Annotated in this window: 17 protein-coding genes and 1 riboswitch; of the genes, 6 read left to right on the top strand and 11 right to left on the bottom strand. The window is 61.5% G+C overall.

The genetic code is table 11. From position 1 onward, the window contains the following. Positions 1–80: 80 nt before the first annotated feature. Together ACKXGA_RS11380 and rsmD are read right to left on the bottom strand one after the other, a co-directional pair. Positions 81–542 carry a hypothetical protein gene (locus tag ACKXGA_RS11380; RefSeq protein ID WP_005930075.1) on the bottom strand — a complete coding sequence of 154 codons (462 nt, stop codon included), beginning with the start codon at positions 540–542 and terminating at the stop codon, positions 81–83. Next, the gene (rsmD, locus tag ACKXGA_RS11375) at positions 539–1,108 is read right to left on the bottom strand and encodes a 16S rRNA (guanine(966)-N(2))-methyltransferase RsmD (protein WP_097770180.1); all 570 of its coding nucleotides are present in this window, start codon (positions 1,106–1,108) and stop codon (positions 539–541) included. Before rsmD ends, ACKXGA_RS11380 begins: the two co-directional genes overlap by 4 nt. A gap of 196 nt (positions 1,109–1,304) precedes the next feature. Here rsmD and ACKXGA_RS11370 point away from each other — a divergent pair, with 196 nt between their 5' ends. The 5 genes from ACKXGA_RS11370 to ACKXGA_RS11350 all read left to right on the top strand — a co-directional run bounded on the left by ACKXGA_RS11370 (position 1,305) and on the right by ACKXGA_RS11350 (position 6,739). Next, positions 1,305–1,925 (top strand): flavodoxin family protein, encoded by a 621-nt coding sequence (locus tag ACKXGA_RS11370; protein WP_035393384.1) that lies wholly within the window; start codon positions 1,305–1,307, stop codon positions 1,923–1,925. A 159-nt stretch (positions 1,926–2,084) separates the two neighbouring features. After that, the gene (locus tag ACKXGA_RS11365) at positions 2,085–4,490 is read left to right on the top strand and encodes a glycoside hydrolase family 2 TIM barrel-domain containing protein (RefSeq protein ID WP_423729526.1); all 2,406 of its coding nucleotides are present in this window, start codon (positions 2,085–2,087) and stop codon (positions 4,488–4,490) included. A 150-nt stretch (positions 4,491–4,640) separates the two neighbouring features. Continuing rightward, positions 4,641–5,036 (top strand): hypothetical protein, encoded by a 396-nt coding sequence (locus ACKXGA_RS11360; protein ID WP_317394324.1) that lies wholly within the window; start codon positions 4,641–4,643, stop codon positions 5,034–5,036. A gap of 3 nt (positions 5,037–5,039) precedes the next feature. After that, positions 5,040–5,879, top strand: coding sequence for a DUF5685 family protein (locus ACKXGA_RS11355; protein WP_423729525.1), 840 nt, complete (start codon positions 5,040–5,042; stop codon positions 5,877–5,879). 107 nt (positions 5,880–5,986) lie between these two features. Continuing rightward, entirely contained in the window at positions 5,987–6,739 is a 753-nt protein-coding gene (locus ACKXGA_RS11350) for a J domain-containing protein (protein WP_423729524.1), read from the top strand. A 72-nt stretch (positions 6,740–6,811) separates the two neighbouring features. Here the strand turns inward: ACKXGA_RS11350 and ACKXGA_RS11345 are convergent, their stop codons facing one another. From ACKXGA_RS11345 to thiW, 9 genes are all read right to left on the bottom strand, one after another. Next, a complete protein-coding gene (locus ACKXGA_RS11345) occupies positions 6,812–7,765 on the bottom strand; it encodes a hypothetical protein (RefSeq protein WP_423729523.1) in 954 nt (317 codons plus the stop codon). 130 nt (positions 7,766–7,895) lie between these two features. Beyond that, positions 7,896–9,293 carry a cysteine--tRNA ligase gene (gene cysS / locus ACKXGA_RS11340; RefSeq protein ID WP_005930099.1) on the bottom strand — a complete coding sequence of 466 codons (1,398 nt, stop codon included), beginning with the start codon at positions 9,291–9,293 and terminating at the stop codon, positions 7,896–7,898. Positions 9,294–9,716: 423 nt separating this feature from the next. Continuing rightward, the gene (locus tag ACKXGA_RS11335) at positions 9,717–10,319 is read right to left on the bottom strand and encodes a TVP38/TMEM64 family protein (protein WP_156058902.1); all 603 of its coding nucleotides are present in this window, start codon (positions 10,317–10,319) and stop codon (positions 9,717–9,719) included. Between the two features lie 137 nt (positions 10,320–10,456). Then, positions 10,457–11,461, bottom strand: a complete 1,005-nt coding sequence (locus ACKXGA_RS11330; protein WP_117535595.1) for a 3'-5' exonuclease — start codon at positions 11,459–11,461, stop codon at positions 10,457–10,459. 17 nt (positions 11,462–11,478) lie between these two features. Beyond that, complete coding sequence (locus ACKXGA_RS11325) at positions 11,479–12,300, bottom strand: Cof-type HAD-IIB family hydrolase (protein WP_423729522.1); 822 nt, start codon at positions 12,298–12,300, stop codon at positions 11,479–11,481. A gap of 178 nt (positions 12,301–12,478) precedes the next feature. Next, positions 12,479–13,789: a phosphomethylpyrimidine synthase ThiC gene (gene thiC / locus ACKXGA_RS11320; protein ID WP_005930119.1), complete on the bottom strand. Its 1,311-nt coding sequence runs from the start codon at positions 13,787–13,789 to the stop codon at positions 12,479–12,481. Between the two features lie 157 nt (positions 13,790–13,946). Further along, on the bottom strand, positions 13,947–14,579 hold the full coding sequence (thiE, locus tag ACKXGA_RS11315; protein WP_423729521.1) for a thiamine phosphate synthase: 633 nt from the start codon (positions 14,577–14,579) through the stop codon (positions 13,947–13,949). Next, the gene (gene thiM, locus ACKXGA_RS11310; RefSeq protein ID WP_423729520.1) at positions 14,566–15,387 is read right to left on the bottom strand and encodes a hydroxyethylthiazole kinase; all 822 of its coding nucleotides are present in this window, start codon (positions 15,385–15,387) and stop codon (positions 14,566–14,568) included. Before thiM ends, thiE begins: the two co-directional genes overlap by 14 nt. 12 nt (positions 15,388–15,399) lie before the next feature. Beyond that, positions 15,400–15,915: an energy coupling factor transporter S component ThiW gene (gene thiW, locus ACKXGA_RS11305; RefSeq protein ID WP_005930128.1), complete on the bottom strand. Its 516-nt coding sequence runs from the start codon at positions 15,913–15,915 to the stop codon at positions 15,400–15,402. A gap of 180 nt (positions 15,916–16,095) precedes the next feature. Next, positions 16,096–16,202: riboswitch (TPP riboswitch) on the bottom strand. 181 nt (positions 16,203–16,383) lie between these two features. On the opposite strand from thiW, the gene ACKXGA_RS11300 reads away from it, so the two are divergent. Continuing rightward, positions 16,384–17,673 carry an SPFH domain-containing protein gene (locus ACKXGA_RS11300; RefSeq protein WP_227612667.1) on the top strand — a complete coding sequence of 430 codons (1,290 nt, stop codon included), beginning with the start codon at positions 16,384–16,386 and terminating at the stop codon, positions 17,671–17,673. The last annotated feature ends 7 nt before the right edge of the window (positions 17,674–17,680 follow it).

The following is a 17,680-nucleotide window of genomic DNA, read 5'->3' as shown; positions in this document are numbered from 1 at the left end:
TACCAAAAAAAGCCCCTGCAAGCCGTCGTTTTTGCTTGCAGGGGCCGGAAGCTCTCACCGGGAAATTTCATATTCCCGCATCAGAGCTGTTTCCGGGGGCTCTGGCGCAGGTTTGCACGGACATTTTTGACCTGTGCGGCGTTTTCCGCCATCGTCTCTTCCGTGGTCTTGAGCATATTATCACAGTAGTCGGTCACGGTCTGGCGGACAGTGCGGGCCTCGGTCTGGGCGGCGGAGACGATCTCTCCGGCGCGCTGCTGGGCCGCCTTGACGATCTCGGCCTCGCTCACCAGCACACGGGCGCGCTCCTCGGCCTTTTTTACAATGGCCTGCGCCTGTGCGTTGGCCGATTCGATGAGCTGGGCACGGTCGCTGACAATGGACTGGGCCTGCCGCAGCTCCACAGGCAGGTTCTGGCGGATCTCGTCCAGATAGTCCCGGATCTGCTCCACATCCACGATGCGCTTGCCGCCCGAAAGGGGCATTCCGGCGCTCTCCTCCAGCGTATCCTCAATGGTATCCAAAAGCTCGTTTACGTTCATTCCGCATCTCCCTCTCCGGCGCTCTGCCGGGGCTTACCATACTTCCACAGCAGGACTTTGCCGTATTTATACTGTTTTTTCAGGGTCATGCCGCCCACCTCGGCAGGCAGCACCAGGCCGGTCTCACTCTCGCAGATCACAATGCCGCCCGGGGCCAGGCATTTGTCCACGCCGGGCAGGATCTTTTCCAGCGTGCCGGTGTGGAAGGGCGGGTCCAGCAGCACGATGTCGAACTGCTCATGGCAGGCGGAGAGATACCGTGCCGCCTCGCCGATGTTGACCCGGCTGCGGTCAAACACGCCGCAGTTCTTGCAGTTCTTCATCACGATGTTCACGGCCTCCCGGTTCTCGTCCAGGAACACGCACCGGGCCGCACCCCGGCTCAGGGCCTCGATGCCCAGCTGGCCGCTGCCTGCGTAGAGGTCGAGCACCCGGGCACCGGGCAGGTCGAACTGAACGATGCTGAACATGGCCTCCTTGACCTGATCCATCGTCGGGCGGGTGATCTCGGTGCCGGGCAGGGCTTCCAGCCTGCGGCCCCGTGCTTCTCCTGCAATAACGCGCATGTATCTGCCTCCTTCTCCCGCTGTCCGGGCCCCCTGCCCGGCCAGCAGCTGTTTCGTGTTTTCGTATCTCCATATTATCGTCAAAACGCAACTCTTTGTCAAGGGCACGCGTTGCACTCAGGATGCAATTGTGCTAAAATCAGGGCAAAGCGCCCCATGTGCGGCGCGTTTTGCCAAAAAAGGAGAGTATCTGCTTATGAAAGTCCTGCTCATCAACGGCAGCCCCCACGAGAAGGGCTGCACCTATACCGCCCTGTCCCTGATCGCCGGGGAGCTGAACGCCAGCGGCATCGAGACCGAGATCCTGAACGTCGGCACAAAGCCGGTGGGCGGCTGCATCGGCTGCGGCGGCTGTGCCGCCGGTAAGGGCTGCGTGTTCGGCGGCGTGGTCAACGAGGCCATCGAAAAGGCCAAGACTGCCGATGCCTTTGTGTTCGGCACACCTGTCCACTATGCGTCCGCCTCCGGCAACATGACCAGCTTCATGGACCGTCTGGCCTACGCGGGCGGCAAGTATCTGGCCTACAAGCCCGCCGCCATCTGCGCTTCGGCCCGCCGCGCCGGCACCACCACCACGCTGGACCAGCTGGTGAAGTACCCCGAGTTCTTCCACATGCCGCTGGTCAGCGGTTCCTACTGGCCCATGGTCCACGGCTCCAAACCCGAGCAGGTGCTGGAGGATGAAGAGGGCTGTGCCGTGATGCGGGAGCTGGGCCGGAACATGGCCTGGCTGCTCAAGTGCATCGAACTGGGCAAAGCAAACGGCATCACCCACCCCGAAAATCCCCGCCGCCCCATGACCAATTTCATCCGCTGAGTTTCATGTCACCCCCGCCTGCCCGGCGGGGGCTTTTTTGATTTTAACAGCTTTTTCTGCAAAAACGGAAAAAATAAGGGACGGAGTGCTTTTTTCGTTCACAACTTTGTGGTAGCATAAGGGTAAGAATTTTTTTGTGCAGAGCGATGGAGACAGGCTATGGAACACTACGATTGGAACGACGGCTGGCTGTTTGCCCCCACCTTTGATCCCGCCATCGTCCGCCCCGAATGCACCGGGGTGGAGCTGGAGCCGGTGCGCTTGCCCCACACGGTCAAAACGCTGCCCTACAACTATTGCAACGAGAACGAATACCAGCGGGTGTCCGGCTACCGGCGGGAGTTTTTTGCGCCCAAAGAGTGGCAGGGCCGCACAGTACTGCTGACCTTTGGAGCCGTGGCCCACGATGCCACCGTGTTCTGCAACGGGCGGCGGGTGTTCCACCACGGGTGCGGCTACACCGCCTTTACTGTGGACCTGACCGAATCGCTGCTGCTGGGCCAAAAAAATGTGGTAGCTGTCCGGTGCGACAGCCGGGAGGACCTGAACATTCCTCCCTTCGGCGGGCAGATCGATTTTCTGACCTACGGCGGCATCTACCGGGCCGTCAGTCTGGACGTGAAGGAGCCAGCCTACCTGCGCGACATCTTTATCGAGGCGCAGGCCGAGGGCGATTTCCGCATCTATTCCTCCACAGTGGGCGAGACCATCGGCTGCACCCTGCAGGCCGAGATCCGCAGCCCCGCCGGGAGCAGAGCCCTGTACAGCGGTGAGCTCAGCCTGCCCATTGTGGGCACCCTGAACGGCGTGCACCCCTGGAGCGTGGAGCACCCCTTCCTCTATACCCTGACCGTCCGGCTCATCCGGCCCGGCACCAGCGGCCTGCCCGACCGGGTGCTGGACGAAAAGAGCACCCGGTTCGGCTTCCGCACCATCCAGTTCGTGGCCGGGGGCTTTTATCTGAACGGCCAGCGGGTGGAGCTGCGGGGCCTGAACCGGCATCAGAGCTACTCCTATCAGGGCTATGCCATGCCGGACAGCATTCAACAGCTGGATGCCCAATTGTTGAAAAAGCAGCTGGGCTGCAATGCAGTGCGCACCAGCCACTACCCCCAGAGCCCGGCTTTTCTGGATGCCTGCGATGAGCTGGGCCTGCTGGTGTTCGTGGAGATGCCCGGCTGGCAGCACATCGGGGATGAAGCCTGGCAGGCCCAGGCATTGCAGAACTGCCGCGAGATGGTCTGCCAGTGCCGCAACCACCCCAGCGTGTTCCTGTGGGGCGTGCGGGTGAACGGCAGTTCCGACAACGAGGCCTTTTACAAGCGCACCAACGAGGCTGTCCATCGGCTGGACCCCACCCGCCCCACCGGCGGCGTGCGGATCGCCCGCAAGAGCCAGCTGCTCGAGGATGTTTACGCCTACAACGATTACTCCTATTCCGGCCGCGGCCCGGGTTGCGAGCCCCGGTCTGCCATTACGCCTGACCTGCGCAAGGGTTACCTCATCAGCGAGTTCGGGGGCCAGCAGTTCCCGGCCAAAGCCTTTGACGATGAGCCGCACCGGCTGGCACAGGCCCTGCGCCATGCTGCCGTCCTCAACGATGCCATTGCCCAGCAGGGCGTGGCCGGTGCCCTTGGCTGGTGCATGGCCGATTACAACACCCACCGCGAGTTCGGCAGCGGCGACCGCATCTGCTACCACGGCGTGACAGACCTGTTCCGCAACCCGAAGCTCTCTGCCGCCGTCTACGCAAGCCAGAAAACGCCCCGCTCCCCTTCGGACGTGGTGTTCGAGGTCTCTTCCAGCATGGCACTGGGCGACCACCCCGGCGGCTTTGCCGGGGCCTGCTGGGTGTTCACCAACGCCGAGAGCGTCCGCCTCTACCGGGGCAACGATTTCATTGCCGAGTTCACCCCCGACCGCCGGGGCCGCTTTGCCGCCCTGCCCCACCCGCCCATCGAGATCCAGGATTTCGTCGGCTCCCTGCTGGAAAAGTATGAGGGCCTTGACCAGAGCACGGCCCCGCAGGTGGCGGCCATCCTCAACGAGATGCGCCGGGACGCGCTGAACCTTTCGCCTCTCTCCCGGGCGCGGATGCTCTCCCTGCGGCTGAGCGCAAACGACCTGCTCCGGATGTACTACAAATACATCGGCGTGCTGGGCGGGCCGTCCAGCGTTTACCGGTTTGAGGCAGTCTGGCACGGGCGCACCGTCCGCACCGTGGTCAAGGAGCCGGTGCAGTCGGTTCGGCTGGAATGCGTAGTGCACAATCCCATCCTGACCGACGGCCCCACCTGGGACTGCGCGGCGGTCAGCCTGCGGGCCATCGACCAGAACGGCAACCTGCTGCCCTACTGCGGCGAGGCCGTTCAGCTCAGCGTGGAAGGCCCGGTAAAGATCCTGGGCCCGGCCATCGTCCCCCTGCGGGGCGGCATGGCGGGCACCTACCTTGCCACCACCGGTGAGGCAGGCCGTGCCGTGCTGCACTGCCGAATGGAGGGCGCGCTGGATGTGGAGGCCGCCCTGACCGTGCGCAAGCGCTCCGGTGCAGAGAATGCCAATTAAATTTCGTCCTTTCATGGTAGATTTGCAATCTGTTCAAAGTTTTATCATGGTTGGCTGATATTCTATTGTTGTGAACAATCAAACGCCCTCTCTGTCCATGCGTCCGCGTGGCTGAGAGGGTTATTCTTGAGGACAAAGGACCGGAAATCTATGAGAGAGAAACTTCGTCAGTTTATGATCGGCCGCTATGGCACCGATGGCCTGAACCAATTCCTGAGCATTGCCTCGCTGGCGCTGCTCCTCATCGCCATCATCAGCCGGGTCAACCTGTTCACCTATCTGGGCGCGGCCCTGCTGATCTTCTGCTACTACCGCACCTTCAGCCGGAACATCTCCAAACGCACCGAGGAGAACTACAAGTTCTACACCCTGAAGGACCGGGTGGACAACAAGTTCAAGGGCTGGAAGGAGCAGTGGGCCAACCGCAAGGTCTATCACTACTACCGCTGCCCCCAGTGCCGCCAGAAGCTGCGCGTGCCCCGCGGCCGCGGCCGCATCCAGATCTCCTGCCCCCGCTGCGGCACCCAGTTCATCAAGAAGAGCTGAGCCATGTTCGGATATGTTATCCCGAATCAGGCCGCACTCAGCCCGGAGGCACAGGCGCGGTACCGCTCGGCCTACTGCGGGCTCTGCCGCCGCATCGGCGCGCTGCACGGCACCCGGGGGCGGCTGACCCTGAGCTATGACCTGACCTTTCTGGATCTGCTGCTGTGCAGCCTGTACGAGGGCGAAAGCGCCTGTGCGGCAGGTTGTGACCACTGCCCCATCCACCCCATCCGGAAGGTGGAGTGGCGTTCCAGCGGCCCCACCGATTACTGCGCAGACCTGAGCGTGGCTTTGCACTACTACAACGCGCAGGACAAGTGGAACGACGACCACAGCCTGCTGGGCCTGGGCTTTGAAAAGATGCTTGCTGCCCCCACGCAGCAGGCCGCCGCCCGCTGGCCCCGCCAGTGCAGCGCCATCCGCACCTGTCTGGATCGGCTGGCCCGGTACGAGGCCGAGGGCAGCGAGGATCTGGATGCCGTTTCCGGCTGCTTTGGGGAGCTGATGGCCGAGCTGTTCGATTACAGGCAGGACCACTGGTCCCCGGAACTGCGCAGCATCGGCTTCAATCTGGGCAAGTACATCTACCTGCTGGATGCCTACGACGACCTGGCCCGGGACGAGCGCAAGGGCGCATACAATTCCCTGCGCACCCTGAGCAGAGAACCCGGGTACGAGGAAGAGATGCGGGAGATCTTTGAGCTGCTGCTGGCCAATTGCGCCCGCAGCTTTGAGCGCCTGCCCTGTGTGGAGGACGTTGACCTTCTGCGCAACATCCTGTATTCGGGCGTGTGGCTCAAATATCACTGCAAAAACGCAAAAAAGAAGGACAAAACCGCCTGATCCCGGCGGTTTTCCTTGATTTTTCCGTTCCAGTCCTGTACACTAAAGATTGCTTGTGCGGCACAGTGGCCGCACAGATGGTAATAGAGACGTGAGGAAGTAGACCGATGAGAGACCCCTATGAGGTTCTGGGCATCCAGCGCGGTGCCAGTGAAGACGAGATCAAAAAGGCTTACCGTGCCAAGTGCAAGCGCTGGCACCCTGACCTGAATCCCAACGACCCCACCGCCGAAGAGCACTTCAAGGAGGTGCAGGCGGCATACGATGCCATCACCAAGGGCGAGACCGGCCCCCAGATGGGCGGCGGCTACGGCGGTGCCTACGGCCAGCAGAGCGGCCCCTCCTACGGCGGCTATCAGCAGGGGTACCAGCAGAACGGTTACTCCAACGGGGATTTCGGAGACTTTGGCTTCGGTTATGACCCCTTCGGGTTCGGATTTGGCTTTGGCGGCAATTATCAGCAGCAGCGCGGCCCCGGCTACAACGGTGCGGACACGCCTGAGATGCAGGCCGCCCGCAACTTTATCATCAACCAGCGCTACCCCGAGGCCCGCCGCGTGCTGGACGGCATCACCGTGCGCACCGCCCGGTGGTACTATCTCTCCTCGCTGACCAATCAGGGCCTGGGCAACAGCATCGATGCCCTGCAGGATGCCCGCCGCGCCGCCCAGATGGAGCCTGGCAACACCGAGTACCAGATGAACCTGCGCAATCTGCAGGACCCGGGCCGCACCTACCGCACCCAGACCACCTACGCCCAGCCCGGCGGCCTGATGCGCTGGTGCTGGAGCATGATCCTGCTCAACCTGCTGTGCAACTGCTGCTGTGGCGGCGGCTGGGGCTGGCGGTTCCGGATGTAAGCGCCAATAAGGATGTAAGAACAAACAAAAACCTCCCTGCCGGCGTGGCAGGGAGGTTTTTTGCTTATTCAGTTATTGGATCACGATCGTCCGGCTGATCTCGCTGCTGGAGTAGTTTCCGGCGGCTTTGGCCGTCTGGATATACTCGCCGGGCTCGGTAGGGAACCCGCTCTGGGTCGTGCCCAGGAAATCGAAGAGACCGCTCTTCTTTTTATAGGTGTAGGTCACCTTGCCGCCCTCGACCACCTGGCCGTCGCTTTCGACCACGGCGGTGATGTTGTAGTTCTGGGCCTCCGCCGCAGTCATGCTGGCGGGGAGCTCCTGTGCCCAGTAGACACGCACCCCTGCACTCTTGGGCTTGATGCGGAAGAACGCCATACCGGCGGTGTTCACATCACCGGATTCCAGCGCCACAGCACCGCCCACATAGCTGCCGGCTTCCGTAGGCTGCTCGTCCAGATAAATGCGGCTGAACACGCCCTCAGGCAGATATTTGCGGATGAGCTCCAGCGACAGCTTCATGCCGGTGGAGACATCCTTCAGCGTGGGGATGTAGAATTTCAGGACATCCATCACAGAGACCACTTCATCAGCCACCCGCAGCAGCACGCTCACGTCGTTGCCGTCGATCAGCTGCTTGATGTAGGCGTAGATGTTGAACTCCTCTTCCTGCTCAGGGTTCGCCGACATCTTTTTCGGCAGGGGGATCATCTTGAGCAGAGTGCGGATCTTGCCCGAAAGGATCAGGGTCACATAGCCCTGCGCTTCGCCGCTGGTGCCCATCACCACGCCGATATACTGGGTATCTGCCGGGGTGGTCTGGACGCTCAGGGTAAAGGGGGAGCCATAGGTCAGATCCCCGTCTGCGGTCAGGCGGATCGAGACAACGCTGTTGGTCTCATCCACGCCTGCGGTGGTCAGGGCAGGCAGTTCGCTGCCCGCCGAAGCCGCCAGCGCCGGTGTGGCCGCCGCACTCAGGGCGAACACTGCCGCCAGCAGCAATGAGATCAGCCGTTTGGTTTTCATCAGCCAAAGACCTCCTTTTATATAGGTTCTTGTATCATGCAAAAATAAGGGTGCGTGGAACACACAGCACAGTGTTCCCGCACCCTCATTTTACCGCATTGTACCGTACAGGTCAATAACGGGATTCAAGTTAAATTTTGCTCAGCTGCGGGCCCTGGGCGGTATCTTTGACAGCCCAGCCCATCTCGGTGAGCTGCGCACGGATGGCATCCGCAGCGGCCCAGTCCTTGGCCTTCTTGGCGGCGGCGCGCTTTTCCACCAGCTCCGTCACCTCAGCGGGCACCTCGTCCTTCTTGCGGTTGTACATCAGGCCCAGCACGCCGGTGATCTCATCGAACGCCTTGGCGGCAGCCTCCAGCGCAGCCTTGGAGGAAGCAGCGGACAGGGTGTTGATCTCCTTGACCAGATCGAACACGGCAGCCAGCGCATCGGGGGTGTTCAGGTCATCGTCCATGGCCTTGCAGAACTTGGCGCGGGCCTCGTCTGCCTTGGCGGTCAGGGTCTCATCGGTGCCAAACGCGGTCTTGCTCAGGGCAAAATCGAGGTTCTCACGGCAGGTGTAGAGGCGCTCCAGGCTGTTCTTGCAGCTCTCGATGAGGTCCACGGTGTAGTTCAGGGGCATCCGGTAGCCTGCGGTCAGCATGAAATAGCGGATGGGCTCGTAACCGTAGAGGTCTGCCACATCGCGGACGGTGAAGAAGTTGTGCAGGCTCTTGGACATCTTCTGGTTATCCACGTTGATGAAGCCGTTGTGCATCCAGTAGTGGGCAAACTCGCAGCCATTGGCGCACTCGCTCTGGGCGATCTCGTTCTCGTGGTGGGGGAAGATCAGATCCTGACCGCCGCAGTGCAGGTCGATGGTCTTGCCCAGATGGGTGCGGCTCATGGCGCTGCACTCGATATGCCAGCCGGGGCGGCCCATGCCGTAGGGGCTTTCCCAGGCGGGCTCGCCGGGCTTGGCAGCCTTCCAGACGGCAAAGTCGGCGGGGTCTTCCTTCAGGTCATCCTCCATCTGGCTGCGCAGCTCGCGGTTGCCGCTCTCCAGATCGTCCAGCTTGAGGTGGCTCAGCTTGCCGTACTCCGGATCGCTCTTGACGCGGAAGTAGACATCCCCGTTCTTGGCAACGTAGGCGTGGCCGGAATCGATCAGGTCCTTGACGATGTCCAGGATCTGCTGGATGTGCTCCGTTGCACGGGGCTGGACGGTGGGCTTTTTGCAGTTCAGACCGGCGGCATCCTTGAGGTACTCGGCCTCAAAGCGCTGGGCCACTTCCTTCATGGAGGTGCCCTCCTCCTGGCCCTTCTTGATGAGCTTGTCATCAATATCGGTGATGTTGGAGACATAGATGACCTTGTTGCCGCGGTATTCCAGATAGCGGCGCAGGGTATCGAACACGATCAGCGGGCGGGCGTTGCCGATGTGGATATAGTTGTAAACGGTGGGGCCGCAGACGTAGATGCGGTATTCGCCGGGCACCTGCGGCACAAACTCTTCCTTCTGTCGGGTCAGGGTGTTGAAAATCTGCATAAGAACTCTCCTTCTTGTAGGGCAAACAAAAGCCGCAGCAGAACCTCTCAGTCTCGCTTCGCTGACTTACGAAAACAGAGAAGTAAAAAAGCCCCCGATGTGATACAGTCTCCCATATCACATCGAAGGCGGTTTTCAAAATCGCGGTTCCACTTCTGTTTGTCGCTCAAAGCCGATAACGGCGGCTGCCGCGCCGCGATACTCCCCAGCAGGTTTCCCGCGGCGTGCTGCCCGGGCGCACTTCACACACGCTGCTGCAAACAGGCTCCCAGCCAACGGCCCGTTCTCTCTGTCCAGCTCACCTTTGCGCTACTCTGCCCGGGTAAACGCATTTTTCCTGATACATCTGTATTATAGCCGGGCCGGGGGGAGAAGTCAAGCAAAACGCAGGCGCCGGCATTTCAGCGGCAGCTCTGCGCCGATTCAATCGATCTCGTGCTTTTTACAGAAGTGCTTGCTGGCAAAGTACATTCCCGCCCAGATGGCGATGGCAAGCACGAGGTAGAACGGGTTCTTCATGGCAGACACCAGCGACTGCCCGAAAAGGGCCATCATGGCCACCATCACGCCCTTGCCCAGCAGCATGGTGACAAGGTAGCGCTTCTCGTCAAAATCAGAGATGCCAAAGGCAAAGTGCATAAAGGACGAAGGCGTAAAGGGCAGGACCGACAGCATGAACAGGGACGCGGTGTCGAACCGGCTGACCCATTGCTCCGCCTTTTGCAGCTTTGCCGAGCGGCGGGCAAATTTCCAGAAAAAACGCTTGACGACACGCCGCCAGAGCAGGAACATCACAGTGCCGCCCAGCATCACCCCGGCCCAGCTGTACACAAAGCCCAGAAGCCCGCCGTGGGCCGCAACATTCAGCGCCACAATGGCAATGAGCGGCAGCGGCGGAAAAAAGGATTCCACCATTGCAAGGATCACGGGCGCAATGGGGCCAAGGCCGCCAAAGCCTTCCAGCAGGGCCTTCCAGAATTCCAGCGTTCCCAGCTGGTGAAGCCAGCCTATCATCGTCATTTCCATCCCGCGTGTTCCTTCCCTCTCATTTTTCTTTAGTATATCCGGTTTCTATGACACACCCGTGAACAAAATACGAGCTTTTTGTCACATCACCTATACTACGAGACTGCGGGGGCATTTCCTGCACAGGGCGGGAATCTTTATGCTTTTCCGGCGGCTTCAGCGGCGGCCTTTTCGGCCCGGGCCTGCATCCGCTCGATCTGCTGGGCGCGCATCCGTTCCCAGCGGGCAAGCCCGGCTTCGTCCGGGATCTGGACGCAGCGGGCAAAGCTCCAGTGCAGGCCGTCCCGCCGGGCCAGCTTATAGCGCTGGAATACGCCCTTTCCAACCTCATTGCCGGTACCGGCGCAGGCAGGGCAGACAGACAGAGTATACCAGCCGCTGTTGCCCTTTTTCAGCCAGATATCGTCCGGCTGCAGATCCCCGCCGCACACCGGGCAGCTGGCAGTGATGATCTTTGGGTCGCTGCGCCAGGTGGACTGCTCCACATAGCCGCGGAACACCCGGAAGTCCCGGTAATCACCGGGGGCGGGGCAGAGGCTTGCCCGCAGGGATTCCTCCTCGGTGGGGTAGGCCGCCAGACCCGCCCGCAGGTCAAGCTTGCGGCAGACATCGGCGGTGTAAAGGGTATCGGACAGGGCATCGTGGAACGGGCGCTCCATCGGGATGCCCATCCGGGTCACAACGCTTTCCAGCGTCATGCCCTCGCCCTCCTTGCGGGGGTGCTCCCGCAGGAAGATCTGCTGCAGATCATACCACTGGGTGGGGCGGCTCTCGTCCAGATTACAGAGGAAAAGGTTCTGCTTGAGCACCGGTACGTCATCCATGCCCCACTCGGCAAACTCGGCATCCGGGCCGCACCACTGCATAAAGCGGCGCAGCCCCTGCACGATGGGCTCGCCCCGGTCCAGGTCGGCCTGGGTCAGGCCCGTCACCTTGGCGATGTGGTGCTGCAGGGTGCGGAAAATGCGGGGCCGCAGGTGGATGGAGAAGGTATCCAGCACATTGGCATCCTCGTCGATCTTCACTGCGCCGATCTCGATGATCTCGCCCCGGAAGGTCTGCTGCACGCCATGATAATTAAAGAGATACGGCTTATAGCCGATGTTCCATTCCAGATCAAATAAAACCAGATTGCGTGGCATTGTTGTTTGTGTTCCTCTCAGTTCAGGATAAATTTTTCGATGGCCTCGGCCACGCCGTCGTGGTTGTTGTCGGCGGCGGTAACGTAATCGGCCACAGCCTTGACGGCATCCTCGGCATTCTGCATGGCAACGCCCACCCCGGCATAGGAGATCATGGAGCGGTCGTTCAGGCCGTCGCCGCAGGCCATCAGGTTCTCCCGGGTCAGGCCCATCCGCTCCAGCAGGGCGGCAAGGCTCCTGTCCTTTGCCACGCCCAGCGGCACGGCCTCGATGAAGAAGGGGCTGGAGGGGTACAGGTCGATCCGGCCCGCAAACTGCTCCTTTCCGGCGGCACAGACAGCATCCCGCCGGGCAGGGTCAAGGGTGATGAGCATTTTGCAGATCGGATAGTCCACATAGGAGGCCAGATCATCCACATGGATCATCGGCAGCTTTGTGGTAAAGCACTCCTTGTTTGCCCACACGTCCTGATCCCGCTCACACACGATGCCCTCGCTGTTATAGGTCAGGATGGCCACGTCCTGCCGGGCTGCAAATTCGCAGAGCTCCGGGACGAACTCCGCTCCCAGCTGCACCTGATACAGGGCCTCGCCGGTCATGCAGTCCATGATCTTGCCGCCGTTGTAGGCCAGCACACAGCCACCCTTTTTGTCCAGCCCCAGCTCCTTTGCCAGCGGCAGAATGCCCGCCGTGGGGCGGCCGGAGGCCAGCACGATGGTCACACCCTGTGCGGCGGCGGCATCCAGCGCCGCGCGGGTGCGGGGGGTAACGATCTTTTCGTCATTGGTCAGGGTGCCGTCCAAGTCCAGAGCCAGCACCCGGATATTCGATCTTGCCATGATTTTTATTCCTCGTTCTCCGGCAGGGGCTTCCCGCCGGATATTTTATTACTTACCCATCTATTTTACAATGCTTTCCCTTTTCTGTAAAGCAGGAAACCTGTTCCCCGCCCAGAGACAAGCAAAAAAGCCGCCCGGCGAGCAAAACCGGACGGCTGAGAAGGAAGAAAACGCTGTGTTACAGGATGTCGATGTATTCCCCGGCCAGTGCCTTGTTCATGCTGCGGACGGCGCAGAACTTGCCGCACATGGAGCAGGTGTCGCTGTGGTCATCCTCAGGCAGGCGGGCATCCCGGATGGCCTTGGCGGTCTCGGGGTCCAGGGCGCAGGCGAACTGGGCATCCCAGTCCAGCACGCGGCGGGCATCGCCCATCTTATCGTCGATATCCCGGGCATGGGGGATGCCCTTGGCGATATCGGCCGCATGGGCGGCGATCTTGGAGGCCACGATGCCTTGTTTCACATCGTCCACGTTGGGCAGAGCCAGATGCTCGGCGGGGGTAACATAGCACAGGAAGGCTGCACCGCTCATGGCGGCAACGGCACCGCCGATGGCAGCCGTGATGTGGTCATAGCCGGGGGCAATGTCGGTGACGAGGGGTCCCAGCACATAGAAGGGAGCGCCCATGCAGATGCTCTTCTGCACCTCCATGTTGGCGGCCACCTGATTCAGGGGCACATGGCCCGGGCCCTCCACCATGACCTGCACGTTGTGTGCCCAGGCGCGCTTGGTCAGCTCGCCCAGACGCACCAGCTCTTCGATCTGGCAGACATCGGTGGCATCGGCCAGGCAGCCGGGGCGGCAGGCATCGCCCAGCGAGATGGTCACGTCGTGTTCGGCGCAGATCTCGCAGATCTCGTCAAAGTGCTCGTAGAAGGGGTTCTCGTTGCCGGTCATGCTCATCCAGGCGAACACCAGAGAGCCGCCGCGGCTGACGATGTTCATCTTCCGCTTGTGGGTGCGGATCTGGTCGATGGTCTTGCGGGTGATGCCGCAGTGCAGGGTGACAAAGTCCACGCCGTCCTCAGCGTGCAGGCGCACCACGTCGATGAAATCCTGCGCGGTCAGGGTGGCAAGGTCGCGCTGATAGTGGATGACGGAATCGTACACGGGCACAGTGCCGATCATCACGGGGCACTCGTGGGTCAGCTTCTGGCGGAAGGGCTGGGTGTTGCCGTGGCTGGACAGATCCATGATGGCTTCCGCGCCCATATTGACGGCGCTCATCACCTTTTCCATCTCCACGTTGTAATCCTTGCAGTCGCGGGAAACGCCCAGATTCACGTTGATCTTGGTGCGCAGCATGGAACCGATGCCCTCGGGGTTCAGGCAGGTGTGGTGCTTGTTGGCGGGAATGGCCACCTTGCCCTCAGCCACCAGCTGACGGATCTCCTCCGTGGTGCGGTATTCCTTTTTGGCCACGATCTCCATTTCCGGCGTGACGATGCCCTTGCGGGCAGCGTCCATCTGTGTGGTGTAGTTCTGCATGGTACTTTCCTCCAAATGTTTCTTTTATCCTGAACAGCGCTTTGCGCGCTGAACGTACCGGAAATAGGTTTTTGCGCAGCCTTTCCTCTGTGCGCAATTGGCTCCCCCTTTGGGGGAGCTGGCATCGCGCCAGCGATGACTGAGAGGGCGAGCCGCCTTACAGCTGCTCCGCCAGTGCCTTCAGCTCCCTGCACTCGGCCTCGATGTCCTCCGCGCCGAAGATCGCGCTGACAAGGGCCACACCGTTCACGCCGGTGCCCTTGAGCCGGAGCAGGTTCTCCTTGTGGATGCCGCCGATGGCCACAACGGGGATGTCCACGGCATCGCAGATGGCTTTCATCATGCCCTCGGGCAGAACATCCACGTCTGACTTGGTGTGGGTAGAGAAAGCTGCCCCCACGCCCAGACAGTCGGCACCATGCCGGACGGCCTCCAGAGCCTCCTCCACGCTGTGGACGGATACACCGATCATCATCTCATCGCCCACGCGCTGGCGCACCTGAGCAGCGGCCATATCCTCCTGCCCCACATGGATGCCCTCGGCGTGGCAGCGGATGGCAATGTCCACGTTATCGTTGATAAAAAAGGGCACGTTGTACTTTTTGCACAGGTCGTGGAGCTCAAATGCCTCCTTCAGGAAGGCTTCCTCGTCCAGCTCCTTTTCCCGCAGCTGAACGCAGGTCACCCCGCCCTTCAGGGCGCTCTCCACCTGCTGATAGAGGGTCTGACGGCCCACCCAGGCACGGTCGGTGACGGCGTAGAGCCGCATATATTCTTCAGCGCACTTCATACTTGGCACCCTCTTCCAGCTGAGCCGGAGTCATATTGTAAATGGCATCAATGATGTAATTGCGGTAGGTGGCGTTGCCGTCCAGCGGGGTCAGCCGTGCATGGGCGATCTCGCCCGCAAGGCCCATGGCGCAGACGGCGGCAGCCGCAGCCTCCAGCGGCTGGCCGGGGTTGGCGGTGATAAAGGCCGCCGTCAGGGCAGAGAGCTGGCAGCCCGTGCCGGTGATGGCACTCATCATTGGGTGGCCGTTGCGGATGCAGTAGGCCTTTGCCCCATCGGCCACGATGTCAATGGCACCGGTGATAGCCACAACGGCACCGGTCTTTGCGGCAAAAGCCTTGGCAAAGGCCACCGCGCCGTCCAGATTCTCCTCGGTGACCCTGTCGGCCACATCGGCATCCACGCCCTTGGTGGTGCCCGCGCCGGAAGCCAGCGTCTTTACTTCGGAGATGTTGCCCCGGATGACCGTGAACCGCACCTCGTCCAGCAGGCGGTAGGCCGTCTCGGTGCGCAGGGCAGAAGCGCCTGCGCCCACAGGGTCCAGCACCACGGGGTGGCCCAGTGCATTGGCCTTTTTGCCCGCCTTGAGCATGGATTCAATGGTGCGGCTGTTCAGGGTGCCGATGTTGATGTTCAGCCCGCCGCAGATGGTGGTGATATCCTCCACCTCGGCGGCATCGTCGGCCATAATGGGCGAAGCACCGCAGGCCAGCACCATGTTGGCGCAGTCGTTCACGGTGACGTAGTTGGTGATATTATGAACGAGGGGGCTTTTGGTGCGGACATTGGCAAACTGCTCTGCAAACATGACGCACCCCCGTCAGGAAAGGCTGCTCTGCATGGAGCGCAGGGCACCGGAGTGCTGCAGGCTGTACACCAGCACGCCCGCAATGACCGCACCCACAGCGGTGGAGATGAGGAAGGGCACGATGTAGGCGTAGAACGCGATGTCACCGGCGCTCTTGCCCATCAGGCAGATGGCCACCGGGTAAGCGCACAGGCCGCCCAAAATGCTGGTGCCGAACACCTCGCCCACCAGGGTGGCGATCAGGTTTTTGGTCTTTGCGTAGACCAGGCCGCAGAGCAGGGCACCGAACATGCTGCCCGGGAAGGCCATCAGGCTGCCCAGCCCCAGGATATTGCGGAGCAGCGAGGCCACAAAGGCCACGCCCACGCCCCACCAGGGGCCCAGCAGCACGGCGCAGAGCACATTGACCATGTGCTGCACGGGGGCGCACTTGCTGCCGAACATCGGGAAGCTGAACACACTGCCCACCACGCACAGGGCGCAGAACATTCCAGCGAGAGCCAGCTTTTTCACAGAGAATTTTTTCATTGGTAACTCCTCTTTCTCAAAAAGCGGTCGAGGCTTGCTGGCCTCCTCTCACGCCGGAACACGGCTTCCCATCGCAGTTATTTCAAGGCTCAGGGCGCTCCCCCTCAGCCCGGAGCCGCCCGTTGCGGCGGCTTGCGGCAACAAAAAACAGGAGACACCACAGCGGTGCCTCCTGCAAAAAATCATTTTCCTATGACTTCCTACGGCGGCATTATCCGCATCAGGTCAAGGGTCGAAGTTTGGTTACTTCCTCTCAGCCCGCCTTACGAGCTCCCCTGTGTTTTGTTTTTCGTAGGGTATTGTACACCCGCCGGGGCAAAAAAGCAAGAATAAGTTTTTCTTTCGCCTTTTTGCCAAATCGCTTTTACAATTTCCCGGATTATGTTATACTTGTCCCAAATTCCGCAGCGCCCGGGGGAGCCATTCCCCGCTTTGGGGCACTGCCCGGCACAAAAGGAGATTGAAGTTATGGGTCTCATCAAAGCAGCCATGGGCGCGGCATCCGGCGTGATGGGCGACCAGTGGAAGGAATATTTTTATTGTGACGCTCTGCCTGCGGAGGTGCTGGCCGTCAAGGGCCAGAAGCGGACCAATGGCCGCTCTGCCAACCGGCACGGCAGCGAAAACGTCATCTCGGACGGCTCTGTGATCGCCGTGGCCGATGGCCAGTGCGTGCTGATCGTGGAGCAAGGCAAGGTGGTGGACCTCTGTGCCGAACCCGGCGAGTACACCTACAGCACCGGCACCCAGCCCTCCCTGCTCAGCGGCGGACTGAAGAACATCGACAGCGTGTTTGCCGAGCTGGGCAAGCGATTCAGCTTTGGCGGGCAGGCCGGTTCCGACCAGCGCATCTACTATATCAATACCCGGGAGCTCACCGGCAACAAGTACGGCACCCCCAACCCGGTGCCCTTCCGGGTGGTGGACCAGCGCGCCGGTATCGATATCGACATCGGCATCCGGTGCTTCGGCGAATACAGCTACCGGGTGGTCAACCCCATCCTGTTTTACACCAATGTCTGCGGCAATGTGGAAAACGCCTACACCCGCGACGCGCTGGACAGCCAGCTCAAGACCGAGCTGATGACCGCCCTGCAGCCCGCCTTTGCCCGGATCAGCGAGCAGGGCATCCGCTACTCCGCCCTGCCCGGCCATACCGCCGAGCTGGCCGAGGCCCTGAATCAGGAGCTGAGCGCCAAGTGGAGCAGGCTGCGCGGCATCGAGATCGTCTCTCTGGGCGTTTCCGGTGTCAAGGCCAGCGAAGAGGACGAGCAGATGATCAAGGAGCTGCAGCGCAGCGCGGCCTTTATGGACCCCACCCGCGCCGCCGCGCATCTGGTGGGCGCACAGGCCTCCGCCATGCAGGCTGCCGCCTCCAACACCGCCGCCGGTCCCGCCATGGCCTTTATGGGGATGAACCAGGCCGCTGCAGCGGGCGGTGTCAACGCCCGGGATCTCTACCAGATGGGCGGCCAGCAGACCGCCGCGCAGCCTCAGGCCGCACCGGCCGCTGGCTGGACCTGCAGCTGCGGCCACACCGGCAACACGGGCAAGTTCTGTGCCGAATGCGGCAAGCCCCGGCCCGAAGCCCCGGCTGTCTGGGTGTGCAGCTGCGGTGCAAAGAACAGCGGCAAATTCTGCTCGGAGTGCGGCAGACCCCGGCCCGCCGCCAAGTGCGCCAACTGCGGCTTTGTGCCTGCCGACCCGGCCAACCCGCCCAAGTTCTGCCCCGAGTGCGGCAAGCCCTTTGGGGCCTGAGAGGGGT

Origin of the sequence: Faecalibacterium hominis (ex Afrizal et al. 2022), assembly GCF_049545105.1 — a bacterium.
In the GTDB taxonomy this organism is placed as follows: Bacteria; Bacillota; Clostridia; order Oscillospirales; family Ruminococcaceae; genus Faecalibacterium; species Faecalibacterium duncaniae.
Note: the sequence above shows the minus strand (reverse complement) of the source record. Positions and strands in the feature narration are given on the sequence as shown.